The following is a 15719-nucleotide window of genomic DNA, read 5'->3' as shown; positions in this document are numbered from 1 at the left end:
AGATGCCTCTGAGACGAAGAGGTTGATAGGTCCGGTGTGGAAGCGTGGCGACACGTGCAGCAGACGGATACTAATCCATCGAGATCTTCTCTATAACGTTGGTCAACGTTTCTTATCCAGTTTTGAAAGTTCATCCTTCAAAGTGATGTGGTGGTAGTAGCGAAGAGGTCACACCTGTTCCCATGCCGAACACAGAAGTTAAGCTCTTCAGCGCCGATGGTAGTCGGGGTTACCCCCCGCGAGAGTAGGGCGCTGCCACATTGCTGTTTATTCCACCGTAGCTCAGTGGTAGAGCAATCGACTGTTAATCGATCGGTCGTAGGTTCGAATCCTACCGGTGGAGCCATTTTGCTTCCATAGCTCAGTGGTAGAGCACTTCCATGGTAAGGAAGGGGTCGCCGGTTCAAATCCGGCTGGAAGCTCTCGAAGGACGCCTATTATTTAGGCCCGTTGGTCAAGTGGTTAAGACACCGCCCTTTCACGGCGGTAACACGGGTTCGAATCCCGTACGGGTCACCATTTATATGTCGGAGGATTAGCTCAGCTGGGAGAGCACTTGCCTTACAAGCAAGGGGTCGCAGGTTCGAGCCCTGCATCCTCCACCATAGCGCCGGCCTAGCTCAATTGGTAGAGCAACTGATTTGTAATCAGTAGGTTGGGGGTTCAAGTCCTCTGGCCGGCACCAGAGAAGTGCATGGAGGGATAGCGAAGTTGGCCAAACGCGGCGGACTGTAAATCCGCTCCCATCGGGTTCGCAGGTTCGAGTCCTGCTCCCTCCACCATTTTTTATTTCCCATGTGTATTTTCCCTAAGAACGGGTACACTACTATATATAAATGTTGGGCTATAGCCAAGCGGTAAGGCAACGGTTTTTGGTACCGTCATGCGCTGGTTCGAATCCAGCTAGCCCAGCCATTTTACTTAATTTTTTTGTGTAATCTATAAAACTTTCACAACGAGCCATTAGCTCAGTTGGTAGAGCATCTGACTTTTAATCAGAGGGTCGGAGGTTCGAGCCCTCCATGGCTCACTTCTTTGGTGCGGGAGTAGTTCAGCGGTAGAACACCACCTTGCCAAGGTGGGGGTCGCGGGTTCGAATCCCGTCTCCCGCTCCATATGGGGCCTTAGCTCAGCTGGGAGAGCGCCTGCTTTGCACGCAGGAGGTCAGCGGTTCGATCCCGCTAGGCTCCACCATTTTATCTACTATACACCAGTTTCATACATAGTATGACCCAGGAATCCTTATCAGGGATTCTTTTTTTTATTCAAAAGAAAGCTCCGCTTTTCTTGAGCCGATGGACGGTGGCTCATTCAAGCGAAGCTTTCTTTTCTGTTTCAGTCGAACATTCTTTCCACTAATACATCAAGCCTTGTTTTAATCTCCTCTGCCTCGAACGGTTTCACGATATAATCATCCACATCCGCTCTCAATGCCTGTTCCATTCGTTCCGTTTCCACATCCTCCGTTAAAATCGTAATGGCTATATTGCCCGTAGGGTACGAATTTCTGATTTGTGTAATCAGCTCAATGTCATCCTTCCGTTGTCCTGCCATGTCCACAAGGAGTACATAGTCGGTTTCGGAGTCATACCAGCGGGACTTGAGAAGTTGTTCACCGGTTTCGAAAGTTTTTACCTTCAAAGGCTTTTCGCCGACGAAAGGATGCGTGGTGAAGTAGTCTGTCATTGCTTTCCGTGCTCTCGGGTCTTCATCGACAACAACCAAGTGAAGTTCCTCTTCCGGCTCGATATCCTCCAAGACCGTTGAATAGAGAGAAGTGCGGTTTCTTCCTGAATGTTTGGCATGATACAAAGCTTTATCGGCCTGTTCCAGTATTTCTTTTCCGTGGCTCATGGAAGTGGTTTCTGTGATTCCTGCTGAAAAATGCACATGGAATTCTTCGTTTCCTGATACAAAAGCGATTCCGGAAAACTTTTCCCTCCATTTTTGAAGTTTCGCAGCAGCTTCTTCTCCGTCAGTGGTCGGAAAGAGGATAGTGAACTCTTCTCCTCCATACCTGCTGATGGTATCGTCAGGATCTTTTAGTTTTTGGAAAACGTCTACAAATCTTTCGAGGACCTGGTCCCCCATGTGATGACCATACGTATCGTTAATGGACTTGAAGTGATCGAGGTCTACCATGGCAAGAGAAAAGCAGTAGTCTTTCTGTTCGGTACAGAGTTCAAGCTGATTGGTCAATTCTCTCTCCATGAATTTTCTGTTATAGGCTCCCGTCAATTCGTCCTGAAGGGTTTGTTTCAGAATCTGGCGACTGTAAGAAAGCCGATTGTTCAAAAAGGGAAGGAAGATATCCTTATTGATCGGTTTCCCGATGAAATCCCATACACCCAGGTTGTAAGAGAGAGTTTTGTGTTCATTCGATACATGGGCACTGACCATCATGATCGGAGTGAATTCGTTCCTGGCTTTTTCCACGATTTGAGTAAGCAGGGAGATGCCGTCGATATCAGGCAGGACATAATCGAGAAGCACAAGGTCGGGATGCACTTCGTAGAACAGTTCCAGGCCTTTTCTTCCGGTCAGTGCCACAATCACCTGATAACCATTGGTTTCAAGGTAGTTCTTCATATATGTAATAAACTCCATATCATCATCAATGATGAGTAACAAAGGTTGTTTCTCTTGTGATGGCTGCGAAGGGTTCTCCCGGGAAGGCTCTACGGTGAACTCTTCCTGGAGCTGTCTGAGCAAGGGGAGCCATTCCGATTCTGTCCAATTTTTATCGCTGGTTTCACTCAGGAATAAGAGGAACTGTTCTATTAATCGTTTTGCTTCTTCCAGATGAAAAGACTGGAGCATGGCTCTGTTCTGTTCAAGGAACTGCAAAAGCTCGAATTCCGTTATGTATTCCTCGCCCCTCCACATATCTATTTTCCGGTCGATGCGTCGCCACATCAATTTCTGGTTCTTTTCCATTCTTCTTCACCCTTTCCGAGGTGCGCTGTCACCGGTAGGTATATAGTTTCAATTATAAAAGATATAGCTGTTTTTTAAAACAGGTCGGGAATACCGCATATATATGCAAAAAAATGTCCAGTTGAGTCATTGTGCGAAAATTAGCTACAATAAGAGATAGTTCAATGAAGGAGGAATCGTTATATGAATAAACAGCTATCCATCATCGGGGTTCCGATGGATCTTGGTCAGAATAGACGCGGAGTGGACATGGGTCCAAGCGCCATCCGATACGCAGGAGTGATTGAACGGCTGGAACAGTTGAAGTATCAGATTGAGGACCTTGGAGACCTGGTCATTTCCCGTCCGACCGAAGAGAAGGGCAAGAAAGACAACCTTCGTAACCTTGATGAAGTGGCGGAGGGCAACATTACCCTTGCGCAGGAGGTCGATAAAATCGTTGAACAGGGGCGTTTCCCTCTTGTTCTCGGTGGGGACCACAGCATCGCGATGGGTACACTCGCCGGTATCTCCAAGCATTATGAGAACCTCGGTGTCATCTGGTATGATGCTCACGCGGATTTGAATAGCGGGGAAACATCACCTTCCGGCAACATTCACGGTATGCCGCTGGCCGTGAGTCTCGGAATCGGGCATGAAAAACTGACGAACATCCTTGATTATCAGCCGAAAATCAAACCGGAAAATATCGTGATTATAGGAGCCCGTTCTGTAGACGAAGGAGAACGGGAACTTATCAAAGAGAAAGGGGTCAAAGTGTACACGATGCATGAAGTGGACAGGCTCGGTATGTCAGAGGTCATGCAGGAGTCTCTCGAGTATCTGGAAGGTCGTAACGTAGATGGGGTGCACCTCAGCCTCGACCTCGATAGTCTTGATCCTGAAGAGGCCCCAGGAGTAGGAACACCTGTTATGGGAGGATTCAGTTACCGGGAAAGCCATCTGGCTATGGAAATGCTGAATGAATCCGAAAAAATCACCTCCGCGGAATTCGTGGAAGTCAATCCGATCCTTGATGAGAAGAACAAAACAGCATCGATGGCCGTCGGACTTATGGGATCGCTTCTTGGGGAAAAATTGAAATAAGAAGAGTGGAGAAGAACGTTTAGAAGCTCAAATAGAAGCAGACGAGCCTGGCTTCGGGCGTTTTTTCCCGAAACAGGGTTGGCTGCTTCTATTTCGGGCTTCTGTTCTTTGCAACTGGACAAAGAAAAGTGAAGATGCCCCGTTTAGAAACTACAGTCATAAGCAACTTGGTCAACGAAAGGTGCTCTTCCTTTCTTTGATCCGAGTTGCTTATGGCTCGAGTTTCTGGGCATCGCAACTAGACAGGAAAAGTGGAGAAGAAGTTTAGAAGCTCAAATAGAAGCAGACGAGCCTGACTTCGGGTGTTTTTTCCTGAAACAGGGTGGGCTGCTTCTATTTCGGACTTTTGTTCTTCGTAGTCAGACAAAGAAAAGCGGAGTCACCCACTTGAACTACTCCCACCTACGCAATCGCTAAGAGGTGGGGGATTCTTAGAACCTCCGTTCTACCGAACAGATGCAACCTAAGCGAACCCCGGCGTCCCACCGGTTTGAAGGCGGATCGCTTCCGCTTTGATGTTTTTACTTGCGTTCAGGTCCCGGTCCTGATGGGTCGCACAGGAAGGACATGTCCATGTCCGGAGCCCGAGATCTTTTACTGCTTTGTTCTGGTAACCACAACGGGAACATAATTGACTGGAAGGAAAGGTCCTCCCCACAACGACGAGGTGTTTCCCGTACCATTTTGCTTTGTAGGCAAGCATCTCACGGAAGGTGGACCAGTTCACATCGATGATGGCTCTGGCCAGGTGCTTGTCTTTCAGCATGCTGCTTACCTGCAGGTCTTCGATCCCAATCACGTCGTGGTTTTTGACGAGATCGGTACTGAGCTTATGCAGAAAATCGGTGCGGGAATTCTTGATCTTCTCATGGATGCGAGCTACTTTCCGTCGTTGTTTCTGGCAGTTTTTCGCTTCGTACAGAGGTTTTCCATCTTTCTTTGCCTGTTCATAGCGTCTCGACAGTTTTCGTTGAGCTTTTTCCAGTTTTATCTCCAGAGAGCTCAGGAAACGGGGATTGTCATAGGTGGTCCCATCCGAAAGAACGGCGAAGGTTTTCAACCCTACATCAATCCCGACGGTTGTCCCTGTTTTCGGCCATGCTTCCATCTCCGTTTCTGTCAGGATGGAAACGAAGTATTTACCAGCCGCATTCTGCCGGACGGTCGCGGAGAGGACCCGGCCTTCCACTTCCCGACTTTTGGCGAAACGGACGAAGCCTAATTTAGGCAGCTTGACCTTATTTCCCAAAATAGCGATGTTGCCATTCGTATGTTTCGTCGTATAGGATTGCACCGGGTTCTTTTTCGATTTGAATCGTGGGGCTTTCGTTTGCTTTTTGAAGAAGCGTTGAAAACTGTCGGTCAGGTGCCGGACACTGGTCTGGACAGCGATACTGTCCACGTCTTTCAGCCAGGGACGTTCCTGCTTCAGGGAAGGCAGTTGTTTCGAACAGGCATGGTAGGACATCCCTTTGCCCGTTTCCCTGTACGCCGTATTCCATGCTTCGAGGAAATGATTGAAGACAAAGCGGGAGCAGCCAATCGTTTTCGCGATTTGCATCTCCTGCGTTTTATTCGGATAGATACGGAACTTGTACGCTTTGTGACCCATGCCGCTGCCCCCTTCTCCTCGAACGTGAACGATTGATATAGGTACATACCCCAAAAGCGGGAATGTATGTTCGTTTTTGGTCAAAAAAATATATGTCTGTCGGACGTCGGAGACAACCAAGGACGCCTCCTCGTCCGAAGGCGATTCATCTCTCCCCTACGTTGTTGAGGAGGGAGTCTTCTCGCCTAAAGCTGATAAAAATAGTCGAAGAAAAAACAGCCTGCATCATTGTGATGCAGGCTGTTTCCATTTGTCGTACTCATTCAGGAGACCGTCGAGCTTCCGACTCAAATACACGACCTCCGGAGATGTATAAGATTGATAGCTGGCAGCACGGAACATATCTTTCCGGCACTCTTCTATTTTTTTTGATAATATATCCTTAGGAGATGTATGCATAGAGTTTCTTCCTTTCTTCTCCTAATTTAGATTCTTTTTTACTTATCCCCGTATTTTAAAAAAATAAACATGAAAGTGAAACCTGAGAGGTATTTGGTACGTACATAAAGGGGACCGCAGTGAAAGCGGAGATATAACGATATGGAAACCATCATTGCAGAGAGAATAAAAGAAGTCAAAAAAGGAAATACTCAAGCTTTTGAGGATGTTGTATCGTTCTATCAAAACAAAGTGTACTTTATTTGTTTTCGGATGGTTGGTAACAAACAGGAGGCCGAGGATTTGGCTCAGGAAGCATTTATCCGTGCCTATACGAATCTCGAAAGCTTTGATGAACGACGGAAATTTTCGACGTGGTTGTACCGGATCGCCACGAATTTGACCATCGACCGGATCAGAAAGAAAAAGCCCGACTATTATATCGATGCAGAAATAAAAGGGACAGAAGGTCTTGATATGCATGATCAGTTGGCGACAGACGAGGCTTTGCCGGAAGAGCAGGTGGAAAATCTCGAATTGCGGGGTCACATACAGACAGAAATCACCGCTCTTCCACCGAAATATCGTAGTGTCATCGTTTTACGGTTTCTTGAGGAACTATCTCTCCAGGAAATATCGGAAGTTCTGGATATGCCGGTAGGAACAGTGAAAACGAGAATACACCGCGGCAGGGAAATCTTACGGAAAAAGCTTCGGCATGTGTGAGGGGTGAGAATGATGAATTGTGAACAGGATATCATTTATTTGATGCATAAATATTTGGATGAAGCGCTGACAGATGAAGAACAGAGAATTCTCAGTAATCACCTGCAGAAGTGCGAAGGTTGTCAGAAGCGTTTTCACGAACTGAAGAGAACGGATACGCTGATAGCGGATAAATCCGGCGTAACAGCGCCAGCATCCTTTATAGATAGCGTGATGAGCCAGCTCCCGGAGAAGAAGAGTCGTGCTACGTGGCTAGGATGGTTCCGCCATCATCCTCTCGTCTCGGCAGCGGCCGTCTTCATGCTACTGATGGTCAGCGGCATCTTTTCGGCGTGGAATCAGGACCAGCAGGTGACGGTATCCAAGCAGGAAGGCGTAGTCATTGAAGATGGAACCGTAGTCGTTCCGGAAGATGTGACAGTCGAAGGAGACCTCGTCGTTAGAAACGGGGATCTGCGGATAGACGGTCACATCAACGGAGATGTTACGCTGATCAATGGTCAATTCATTGATGGTGGATCGTCGGAGACCGTGCCGGAAGGAGAGAATCTTCAGGCTTATGTGAGTGGCGAATTGAATTATGTGAATCAGGTGTTTGAGTGGGTTTGGTATCATATGAAAAATTTCGTGGGAGAAGTCTTCTCCCTTGAAGAGAGTGGATCACCGGAGTAAGAGCGAGCCGGTGATTTTTTTCTGTTCTAACCCTATATATGGTATAATGATGGAGGTTTGATAGACTGTCTTAGATATTCATATAAAAGGAAGTGTCGGCATGTTTGGTGAGGGATACACACTATTCGATTATGTTGTCATCGCCATCGACATAGCCCTTGTCTGGTTCATCATTTATAAATTGATCATGCTCATCCAGGGAACGAAAGCCGTTCAGTTGCTGAAAGGGGTTTTCCTCATCCTTGGAATTTGGCTGCTCAGTAATCTTTTTGGACTTACGACATTAAGAGAGCTTATGTCGCAGGCGATTGCCTGGGGTTTTCTTGCAATTATCATTTTGTTCCAGCCTGAACTCAGGCGAGCACTTGAACAACTTGGAAGAGGAAGTTTCTTCAGCAGGAATACAGCAGAAGAAGAGAATACGGAACGCTCGATCGAAGCGATTCTGAAATCTTGTAATTATATGGCGAAACGCCGAATTGGAGCGCTTATCACGATCGAAAGGGAAACAGGCATGGGAGATTACGTGGAAACCGGAATTCCTGTGAACGGAGAATTGACGAATGAATTACTTACGAACATCTTCATCCCTAACACCCCTTTGCACGATGGAGCCGTCATTCTGAAAAGAGATAAGATTGTAGCGGCTGCCTGTTACTTGCCGCTATCGGAGAGCCCGTTCATTTCCAAGGAGCTCGGTACAAGGCACCGGGCAGCGATGGGCATCAGTGAAGTGACGGATGCCCTGACTATCATCGTTTCAGAAGAGACAGGGAGTGTTTCCTGTACCATCAACGGAGAACTTCAACGTAATCTGGATGAAGAAGCACTTCGGAATGTGTTGCATTCCGCCCTTGATGTAACGAAGACCCCTGCGACGAAAACGTGGAACTGGAGGGGGAAGAAAAATGGATAAGTGGTTGCGCAGTACATGGTTCATCCGGATTTTATCTTTGTTCCTGGCTGTCCTGATGTGGGCTTCTGTAAGTTCAGAGAACACGTCGGATTCCGAGTCCTTTTTTCTGAATGGTAATTCCACGGATCAGGAATTGGTCGAGAACATCCCTGTAGATATAAGGCTGGATGATGAGGAACTTGTCGTCAGTGGAGTTCCCCAGGTGGCTAACGTCACTCTGGAGGGACCGACAAGCCAGATTGCACCAGTCGCCCGCCAGCAGAACTTCACGCTCTATGTTGAACTGAATGAGCTCGGTCCCGGTCGCCACGAAGTGCCGATACAGCATTCCGGTATTTCCAGTCAGATTCAAGTGAGCACCGAACCGCAGACGGTAGAGGTGACGATCGAGCGCCGGGTGAGCCATTCTTTTGAGGCCAGTGTGGATTTCATCAATGAAAATCAGTTGCAGGAAGGATGGGAGATCGGTGAACCTGTCATCGAGCCTGCTTCTGTTGAAATCACCGGTGCCGCTTCGGTCCTTTCCCAAGTGGCCGTAGTGAAATCCATTGTGAACCTCTCGGGTGTAGAGAGTTCAATCGAAGGCAAGGAAGCCCCGGTGAAAGTATACGATGAAGAAGGAAACGAATTGAATGTGATCGTCGAACCTTCCACCGTCTCTATTGATGTTCCTGTCTCCCGTTCGCAGAAAGCGGTCCCTGTTACATTTCAGGCAGAAGGGGACGTTGCGAATGGAGCGAACGTGAATACTATCACTTCTTCGGTCGAGCAGGTGACGATTTATGGGCCGCGAGGAGTACTGAATGACATTAACCAGGTCAGCGGAGTACCGGTGGATACAGAAGGACTGAATGAAACGACGACTAGAGAAGTGAAAATTGATCTCCCGGATGGGGTTACAGCTATAGAACCGAAGACAGCAGAAGTACAAATAGAAATTACAAACGATTAGAAAGAGAGGGATAGTTTCATGGGGAAATATTTTGGCACAGACGGGGTACGAGGAGTCGCAAACAAGGAACTGACCCCGGAGTTTGCGTTTAAGCTTGGACGATTCGGCGGGTACGCTTTGACGAAAGGTCAGGAGAAGCCGAAAGTTCTGATCGGAAGAGATACGCGTATTTCCGGCGAGATGTTCGAAGGAGCCTTGGCGGCCGGACTGCTATCCATCGGTGCAGAAGTGATGCGACTCGGCGTCATCTCAACACCAGGAGTCGCTTACCTGACGAAAGCGATGCAGGCGGAAGCGGGGATCATGATTTCCGCTTCTCATAATCCTGTCGAGGATAACGGGATCAAATTTTTCGGATCCGATGGCTTTAAACTGACGGATAAGCAGGAACAGGAGATTGAAGAGCTCATTGATGCAGAGGAGGATAATCTTCCTCGTCCATCAGGTAGGGACCTCGGTCAGATCAATGATTACTTTGAAGGCGTCCAGAAATATATGCAGCACTTGAAGAAGACCGTCGATCATGATTTTGAAGGTCTTCACATAGCGATCGACTGTGCGAACGGGGCTACTTCTTCCATCGCCTCACACTTGTTCGCAGACTTGGAAGCGGAGATCTCTTCTATCGGTTCTTCCCCGGATGGGCTGAATATCAATGATGGATGTGGATCCACCAGTCCGGAAGCCCTTCAGGATTTCGTGAAAGAGAAGGGAGCCGACGTCGGACTCGCCTTCGACGGGGACGGAGATCGTCTGATTGCTGTCGATGAAAAAGGACAGCTCGTAGACGGAGACCGCATCATGTATATATGTGCGAAATATATGAACGAGAACCATCTCCTTGATCATTCGACAGTCGTTTCGACGGTCATGAGTAATCTCGGCTTTTATAAAGCACTGGAAAAAGTGGGGATCACCAGTGACAAAACAGCCGTCGGAGATCGTTACGTCATGGAAGAGATGCGAAAAGGCGGCTACAACCTCGGAGGAGAGCAGTCCGGGCACATCATTTTCCTCGACCACAACACTACCGGAGACGGAATTCTCTCGGCGCTCCAACTGGTAAACGTTATGAGGGACACAGGCAAACCGTTATCAGAGCTGGCCTTTGAAATGGAGAAATTCCCTCAGGTGCTCAAGAACGTAAAAGTCATCGATAAGCAGGCTGTGTTCACGAATACACGCATCCAGGAGAAGATCGAAGAAGTGGAAAACGAAATGGGAGACAGCGGCCGAGTGCTTGTCCGCCCATCCGGTACAGAACCGCTCGTACGTATCATGGCGGAAGCTCCTACAGAAGAAGAGTGTGAAGCTTATGTGAAACGGGTTGTGGATGTCGTCCAGGAAGAGCTAGGCATGAAAGAATAAGTGATCAGGCAGTGTGGATTCGTTCCACGCTGCTTTTTTCTGTTTATTGAAAGGTTTTTTGCACCGTTCAGTGGTTGTGCGAGCGCGTGAGTGGGTGGTAACGGATGTTGCGGTACATTCGAGTTCAAGTTTCTTTCGTGAACGGTTCATTTCTTCTTGATTGAACCGTTCAGGAGTGTTTGAAAGGTGTTGAGTGGGTCGCAAATACTTTTGCGGTTCATTCAGGGAAGGTTCTGGTTACCTGGACGGTTCGCAAAGCTTTTCTAAACAGGTTTTCTCCGCTTTTCGTGTCTAGCTACGACATCCAGAAGTACATGTCATAAGCAATGATTTCTTTTTCAGGAAAGGACGCCTGAAAAGAGAAACCCTTGCTTATGCCAGAACTTCTAAGCGGGATGTCTCCGCTTTTCATTAGTCTAGCTGCGAAGCCCAGAAACCCCGAGCCATAAGTAGAACAGATCAGAAAAAAAGAAAGAGCACTTTTTGTCTGACGGTTCTACTTATGGCTGAGGTTTCTAAGCAGGCCTTCTTCGCTTTTTATGTCTAGCTGCGACACCTAGCCCTTAGCGACATAAGCGAAAACCACCCATAAAGAAGGAGAGCGCTTCTTTAGGCTGATTTTCACTTATGCGAGAAGGGCTGAGCAAGGTGTCTCCGCTTTTCATTCAAAAAAGATTGACGTTTTGTTTGAAGCTCGAGTAAAATAAGAGTGTCGCATCTTTATACGTTTAACTGTTTTTCAAAACGTCTATTATAAAGGGTGCGCTCATTTTTATGAGAAAGGAGCGACAGGAAAGAAATCTTATTTTAAAAGCGCCAGGACTGCAGGATGGGACGCATTTTCTGCAGTTGACGAGGTGGAGGTTCATCGAGGTCATTCGGCGGATGCCTCCCGGTTGTCGACATTTCAACCGTCTGTTTTTGTGCCAAACCGAAAAGGCGACTTTTCGAACAACGCACAGGAACAAAATGTCCTAAAACTAACAGGGAAAGGGGCAGTCTCGCCCCTGGTGGTGATGGCTGCTCCTTATCAGAGGAGGACATCACAATGTGTGGTATTGTAGGATATATTGGTCAAGATGATACAAAAGAAATTTTACTCGAAGGTCTTCAGAAACTGGAGTACCGCGGCTATGATTCTGCGGGAATCGCAACGCTTTCTGAAGAAGACGTGCGTGTATTCAAGGTGAAAGGACGGATTGCGTCTTTGCGTGAAGAAGTGGACCCGAACGTGAAAGCGACGCTCGGAATCGGTCACACGCGTTGGGCGACACACGGAGCTCCAAGCAAGGAGAACGCCCATCCGCATCAGAGCACATCCGGACGTTTCACTATTGTCCATAACGGCGTCATCGAGAACTATAACGATATACGTAAAGAGTACCTTGAAGGTGTTGAACTGCAGAGTCAGACCGATACAGAGATTATCGTACAGCTGATTGAACTGCTTCATGATAAGACGAACGATACGAAGGAAGCATTCCGTCAGGCGATCGAACTTCTGAAAGGTTCTTACGCTGTAGCCCTCATCGATCAACAGGATGAAGACACGATTTATGTCGCGAAAAACAAGAGCCCGCTACTTGTCGGTCTTGGGGATGATTTCAACATGGTAGCCAGCGATTCGATGGCTGCGCTACAAGTGACGGATCAATTCATGGAGCTTATGGATAAAGAAATCGTTATCGTTAAGCGTGAGAACGTAGAGATCCAGAAACTTGACGGTACTGTTGTAGAGCGTGAGCCGTTCACAGCAGAAATCGATTCCACGGATATCGAAAAAGGCACTTATCCTCATTTTATGCTTAAAGAAATCGATGAGCAGCCGTTTGTCATCCGTAAAATCATCCAGGAGTACCAGGATGAGAACGACCAGATCAAACTCGATCCTGATGTAAGAGAAGCGATGAAAGCTTGTGACCGCATTTACATCATTGCGGCAGGAACAAGTTATCACGCTGGTCTCCTCGGAAAACAGTTCATCGAGAAGATGGCTCAGATTCCGGTCGAAGTACACGTAGCCAGTGAGTTCTCTTACAACATGCCGCTGCTATCGGAGAAACCGTTATTCGTCTTCATTTCCCAGAGTGGGGAAACAGCAGACAGTCGCTCGGTACTCGTTCAGACGAAAGAGCTCGGACATCCGGCACTGACGCTTACGAACGTTCCAGGTTCCACCCTTTCCCGTGAAGCGGATTACACGCTTCATCTGCACGCGGGACCTGAGATTGCCGTAGCGTCCACAAAAGCTTATACAGCTCAAATGGCTGTGCTTGCTATCCTTGCTGTGGATACAGCTCATGCGAAAGGTGTCGATCTCGACTTCGATCCTATGCAGGAACTTGGCATCGTAGCGAACGCTATGGAGGCTCTCACGGATCAGAAAGAAGAACTTGAATCTCTGACTCGTGATTACCTATCCACGACGCGCAACTGCTTCTTCATTGGTCGTAGTATCGACCACTACGTCGGTGTCGAAGGTGCGCTGAAACTGAAAGAGATTTCCTACATCCAGGCGGAAGGATTCGCCGGTGGGGAATTGAAGCACGGTACAATCGCTCTGATTGAAGACGGCACCCCAGTGATTGCTCTTGCGACTCAAAAAAATGTGAGTCCATCGATCCGCGGGAACGTACAGGAAGTAGAAGCCCGTGGAGCGAATAGCCTAACCATCAGCATGAAAGGGATCGAAGAGGAAGATGATGAATTCGTCATTCCGCACGTGCACGAGTTGCTGACACCTCTCGCTTCCGTCATTCCGCTTCAGCTGATCGCTTACTATGCGGCACTTCACCGTGACTGTGACGTAGATAAGCCGAGAAACCTTGCGAAAAGTGTAACAGTAGAATAAATCATACGATACAACCCGCTATTCTCTGTAGAGAGTGGCGGGTTTTTATGTGTCTCTCCGGATTGGTTTAGCCTTCGAAACGAAAAGGAATAATAGAAGGGAGATTGTTTCGAAAAGGAGAGATAGTTCATGAGTGAAACAGCGATCATTACAGGGGCCGGAAGTGGCCTTGGCCGGTCCACAGCTGTCCAGTTGGCCGAACAGGGCATAAACATTGCGGTTGTAGACGTCGATGAAGAAGGCGGTCGTGAAACCGTAGAACAGGTGAACAAAGCGGGCGCGGAAGCTATTTTCGTACGAGCGGATGTATCGAAGCTCGAAGACGTGAAGAACTATGTGAATGAAACCGTAGAACAGTGGGGAACTATTGACTACTTTTTCAATAATGCCGGAATCTCCGGAAGCGGCGGATATTTCCTCGAGACCGATCCGGAGGAAATCGAAAAAATTGTGCAAATCAACTTGATGGGCGCTCTGTACGGGGTCCGTTATGTAGCCGACGTCATGGTCAAAAATGGCGGAGGAGCGATTGTTAACACATCCTCCAGTGCCGGAGTGATCGGTCAGGATTCCGTCGTTACGTATTCTGCTACCAAACACGGCATTATCGGTCTTACGAAGAGTATGGTGGCAGAGTATGCCAAAGATGGACTTCGCGTAAATGCGATTGCACCAGGTCCTACAGAAACACCGATGGTGAAATCTTACTTCGAAGCGAACCCTAAGATGAAAGAAAGTGCAGAGAAAGGAATCCCGCAGCAGCGACTTGGGACACCGGAAGAGGTGGCAGAGCTTGTGACCTTCCTTCTGACGTCCAAAGCGGATTACATCAACGGAGAAGTTGTCCGGATCGATGGCGGGTTCACCAATACCAAGTCATAAATATCGGAAAACACAAGCCCTGCAGAAATGCAGGGTTTTTTCGTGTATCACGCTTTGTTGATGGAATAAGCAGGAAGAGCGGGAAGAATGACGAAATAGAGAAGAAAGGAATGAAAAGGGGATGAAACAATGAGAGAAGTAGTCATCGTTGAAGCCGTACGCACAGCAGTCGGAAAACGTAAAGGAAAGCTGAAGGATGTGCGGGCGGATGACCTGGCAGCGCAGACGTTGAAAGCTCTTGTAGGACGCGCGAAAGTATCATCCGAGGAAATTGATGATGTAATTTTGGGTGCTGTGACGCAGACAGGCGAGCAAGCGGGGAACGTAGCAAGAAACGCGAGTTTGATGGCGGGTTTTCCTGTGACGGTTCCAGGGGTGACGATTGATCGTCAGTGCGGATCGAGTCAGCAGGGAGTTCACTTCGCCTCCCAGGCGATTATGAGCGGAGATATGGACGTTGTCGTTGCCGGAGGTGTGGAAAGCATGACGCGGGAACCGATGTTTTCGAACTATCATAAAGTGAAACCGAGTTCGATGCTCACCGATAAATACGAGATTGTGAATCAGGGGATTTCTGCTGAGAAAATCGCAGAAAAATGGGAGATCTCGAGACAGGAGCTGGACGAATTCGCCGCCAGAAGTCACGAACGGGCACTACATGCGCGAAAATCCGGTATCTTCGAAAAAGAGATTGTCCCGGTTGAACTGGAGGGCGGAGAAACATTCGAAGTCGACGAGGGTCCAAGGGAAGGGTCGTCCCCGGAAGTGCTGAACGGTTTGGATCCCGTTTTCAAAGAGGATGGCGTCGTTACAGCCGGGAATGCCAGTCAGATGAGCGACGGGGCTTCTGCTGTATTGCTGATGTCCCGGGAGAAAGCGGAAGACCTCGGGTTGAAGCCGAGAGCAAGAATAGTGGCGCGGAGTGTCGTCGGGTCTGATCCGACACTTATGCTGACAGGTCCGATTCCTGCAACAGAAAAAGTCATGAAGGCTTCAGGCCTCTCTCTGGAAGAGATGGATACATATGAGGTGAATGAGGCATTCGCATCTGTCCCTCTCGCCTGGTTGAAAGATACGAAAGCGGATCCTTCCCGTCTGAATGAAAATGGTGGTGCCATCGCACTCGGCCACCCACTGGGTGCTACAGGAACCAAGCTGCTTACTACATTGCTGCATCGTCTCGAAAGGAACCAGGGACGTTACGGTCTTCTCGCTATTTGTGAAGGGGCGGGAACGGCGAATGCAACTATTATAGAAAGACTATAATTTATGTTTCTGGGGAGAAACATAAATATGTTTGTAGTTCTTATGATCTACTGGTAAAATGAGTAATAATTAG

General features: G+C 48.1%; 12 protein-coding genes, 10 tRNA genes and 2 rRNA genes. 21 read left to right on the top strand and 3 right to left on the bottom strand.

What is annotated here, in order from left to right; translation table 11 throughout:
• The 12 genes from BLQ44_RS15995 to BLQ44_RS15940 form a co-directional block, all read left to right on the top strand.
• Positions 1-94 (top strand): 23S ribosomal RNA (locus tag BLQ44_RS15995); the annotation flags it as partial.
• A gap of 52 nt (positions 95-146) precedes the next feature.
• Positions 147-261, top strand: a 5S ribosomal RNA gene (gene rrf, locus BLQ44_RS15990).
• A 10-nt stretch (positions 262-271) separates the two neighbouring features.
• A tRNA-Asn gene (locus tag BLQ44_RS15985) sits at positions 272-346 on the top strand.
• A gap of 4 nt (positions 347-350) precedes the next feature.
• A tRNA-Thr gene (locus BLQ44_RS15980) sits at positions 351-422 on the top strand.
• Between the two features lie 22 nt (positions 423-444).
• A tRNA-Glu gene (locus BLQ44_RS15975) sits at positions 445-519 on the top strand.
• 10 nt (positions 520-529) lie between these two features.
• Positions 530-605, top strand: a tRNA-Val gene (locus BLQ44_RS15970).
• Positions 606-609: 4 nt separating this feature from the next.
• Positions 610-685: transfer RNA gene (locus BLQ44_RS15965), tRNA-Thr, on the top strand.
• An 11-nt stretch (positions 686-696) separates the two neighbouring features.
• Positions 697-782: transfer RNA gene (locus BLQ44_RS15960), tRNA-Tyr, on the top strand.
• A gap of 58 nt (positions 783-840) precedes the next feature.
• Positions 841-915 (top strand) — tRNA-Gln (locus BLQ44_RS15955).
• Between the two features lie 42 nt (positions 916-957).
• Positions 958-1030 (top strand) — tRNA-Lys (locus BLQ44_RS15950).
• Between the two features lie 10 nt (positions 1031-1040).
• A tRNA-Gly gene (locus tag BLQ44_RS15945) sits at positions 1041-1115 on the top strand.
• Between the two features lie 3 nt (positions 1116-1118).
• A tRNA-Ala gene (locus tag BLQ44_RS15940) sits at positions 1119-1194 on the top strand.
• Between the two features lie 141 nt (positions 1195-1335).
• Here BLQ44_RS15940 and BLQ44_RS15935 read toward each other — a convergent pair.
• A complete protein-coding gene (locus BLQ44_RS15935) occupies positions 1336-2937 on the bottom strand; it encodes a diguanylate cyclase (RefSeq protein WP_093194883.1) in 1602 nt (533 codons plus the stop codon).
• A 183-nt stretch (positions 2938-3120) separates the two neighbouring features.
• On the opposite strand from BLQ44_RS15935, the gene rocF reads away from it, so the two are divergent.
• Positions 3121-4023 carry an arginase gene (gene rocF / locus BLQ44_RS15930; protein ID WP_093194882.1) on the top strand — a complete coding sequence of 301 codons (903 nt, stop codon included), beginning with the start codon at positions 3121-3123 and terminating at the stop codon, positions 4021-4023.
• 463 nt (positions 4024-4486) lie between these two features.
• Here the strand turns inward: rocF and tnpB are convergent, their stop codons facing one another.
• Positions 4487-5635, bottom strand: coding sequence for an IS200/IS605 family element RNA-guided endonuclease TnpB (gene tnpB / locus BLQ44_RS15925; protein WP_093194881.1), 1149 nt, complete (start codon positions 5633-5635; stop codon positions 4487-4489).
• Between the two features lie 225 nt (positions 5636-5860).
• Positions 5861-6034 (bottom strand): aspartyl-phosphate phosphatase Spo0E family protein, encoded by a 174-nt coding sequence (locus BLQ44_RS15920; RefSeq protein ID WP_093194880.1) that lies wholly within the window; start codon positions 6032-6034, stop codon positions 5861-5863.
• Positions 6035-6175: 141 nt separating this feature from the next.
• On the opposite strand from BLQ44_RS15920, the gene sigW reads away from it, so the two are divergent.
• From sigW to BLQ44_RS15880, 8 genes are all read left to right on the top strand, one after another.
• Positions 6176-6739 carry an RNA polymerase sigma factor SigW gene (gene sigW, locus BLQ44_RS15915; RefSeq protein ID WP_093194879.1) on the top strand — a complete coding sequence of 188 codons (564 nt, stop codon included), beginning with the start codon at positions 6176-6178 and terminating at the stop codon, positions 6737-6739.
• Positions 6740-6751: 12 nt separating this feature from the next.
• On the top strand, positions 6752-7411 hold the full coding sequence (locus BLQ44_RS15910; protein WP_093194878.1) for a zf-HC2 domain-containing protein: 660 nt from the start codon (positions 6752-6754) through the stop codon (positions 7409-7411).
• 100 nt (positions 7412-7511) lie between these two features.
• The gene (gene cdaA / locus BLQ44_RS15905) at positions 7512-8327 is read left to right on the top strand and encodes a diadenylate cyclase CdaA (RefSeq protein ID WP_093194877.1); all 816 of its coding nucleotides are present in this window, start codon (positions 7512-7514) and stop codon (positions 8325-8327) included.
• Positions 8320-9279, top strand: a complete 960-nt coding sequence (locus tag BLQ44_RS15900; protein WP_093194876.1) for a CdaR family protein — start codon at positions 8320-8322, stop codon at positions 9277-9279. Before cdaA ends, BLQ44_RS15900 begins: the two co-directional genes overlap by 8 nt.
• An 18-nt stretch (positions 9280-9297) precedes the next feature.
• Positions 9298-10647, top strand: a complete 1350-nt coding sequence (gene glmM / locus BLQ44_RS15895; protein WP_093194875.1) for a phosphoglucosamine mutase — start codon at positions 9298-9300, stop codon at positions 10645-10647.
• A 1048-nt stretch (positions 10648-11695) separates the two neighbouring features.
• Positions 11696-13498 carry a glutamine--fructose-6-phosphate transaminase (isomerizing) gene (gene glmS / locus BLQ44_RS15890; RefSeq protein WP_093194874.1) on the top strand — a complete coding sequence of 601 codons (1803 nt, stop codon included), beginning with the start codon at positions 11696-11698 and terminating at the stop codon, positions 13496-13498.
• A 129-nt stretch (positions 13499-13627) separates the two neighbouring features.
• Positions 13628-14380, top strand: a complete 753-nt coding sequence (locus BLQ44_RS15885; RefSeq protein WP_093194873.1) for an SDR family NAD(P)-dependent oxidoreductase — start codon at positions 13628-13630, stop codon at positions 14378-14380.
• Between the two features lie 129 nt (positions 14381-14509).
• Complete coding sequence (locus tag BLQ44_RS15880) at positions 14510-15646, top strand: thiolase family protein (protein ID WP_093194872.1); 1137 nt, start codon at positions 14510-14512, stop codon at positions 15644-15646.
• Positions 15647-15719 lie beyond the last annotated feature (73 nt).

The organism is Salimicrobium halophilum (assembly GCF_900100295.1).
GTDB lineage: Bacteria > Bacillota > Bacilli > Bacillales > Halobacillaceae > Salimicrobium > Salimicrobium halophilum.
The sequence above is the reverse complement of the archived record's forward strand: the minus strand, read 5'-3'. Positions and strand labels throughout refer to the sequence as shown.